The 1,252-nt window shown below is 65.1% G+C and carries 1 protein-coding gene; it reads right to left on the reverse strand.

Annotated features, from left to right (window positions below):
- Positions 1 to 1,252 (reverse strand): condensation domain-containing protein (locus tag HMPREF2886_RS05455; RefSeq protein ID WP_256562488.1); only part of this gene is annotated, 1,252 nt, incomplete at both ends.

A 1,252-nucleotide genomic window follows, 5' to 3' on the forward strand; every position in this document is an offset into this window, starting at 1 on the left:
CAGATCGCCTCCAGCAGGTTGCGCCAGTGTGCCGCCAGGCGCTCCACCGTCGACCGCTCGAACAGGCTGGTCGCGTAGATCAGCGACGCGCTCAGCGCGTCACCGCTTTCATAAGTATCCAGGGTCAGGTCGAACTGCGCCGTCGCGCTCGCCCGCTCCAGCGCCTCCACTCGCAGCCCCGTCAGCTCCAGAGCCTTGCCCTGACCCGCGTTCTGGTGGTTGTACATCACCTGGAACAATGGACTGTGGCTCAGGCTCCGCTGCGGCTGCAACGCCTCCACCAGTTGCTCGAACGGCAGGTCCTGATGGGCCTGCGCTTCCAGTGCGGTACGTTTGACCTGCTGCAACAAGGCGTCGAAACGAGTCTCCAGGTCGAAGTCGGCCTTCAACACCTGGGTATTGACGAAGAAGCCGATCAGACGCTCGGTCTCTACCCGGGTGCGGTTGGCGATCGGTACCCCAACGCGGATTTCCGGCTGCCCGCTGTAGCGATGCAACAAGGTCTGGAAACTGGCCAGCAACAGCATGAACAGGGTCACGCCCTGCTGCTGCGCCAGCTGTTTCAGCGAGCGACCCAGGTCTTCGCCCAGCTCCACCTGCAGGCTGTCGCCGGCAGGACTCTGTACGCTCGGCCGCGGCCGGTCGGTCGGCAGTTCCAGCACCGGCTGCTCGCCGCCCAGCTGCTGCCGCCAGTAGGCCAGTTGGCGCTCACGCTCGCCGGCTTCCATCCAACTGCGCTGCCACAGGGCATAGTCGGCGTACTGGATCGGCAACGGCTCCAGTTCCACGGCGCGGCCTTCACGGTAGCCGGCGTAGAACTGCATAAGCTCTTCCACCATGATCGGCGTCGACCAACCATCGGAGACGATGTGGTGCAGGGTCACCACCAGCACCTGTTCTTCGGCGGACAGGCGCAGCAACAGGACCCGTAGCAACGGACCACGTTCCAGGTCGAACGGCACCCGCACCTCTTCCTCGATCCGCGCCATGAGCGCGGCCTCGTCCGCTACCCCCAGGCTCTGCTCGCGGATCTCCAGCGGCAAGCGGTCATGCACCACCTGCAGTGTCTCGCCGCCCTCCTGGCGGAAGGTAGTACGCAGCCCTTCATGGCGCTCGACCAATGCGGCGAAGCTGCGCTTCAAGGCCTCGACATCCAGTTCGCCACACAGGTGCAGGGCCGCCGGGATATGGTAGGCCGCGCTGTCGGGCTCCAGTTGCCAGAGGAACCACTGGCGTTGCTGGGCATACGACA

The organism is Pseudomonas sp. HMSC066A08, from assembly GCF_001813025.1.
In the GTDB taxonomy this organism is placed as follows: domain Bacteria; phylum Pseudomonadota; class Gammaproteobacteria; order Pseudomonadales; family Pseudomonadaceae; genus Pseudomonas; species Pseudomonas aeruginosa.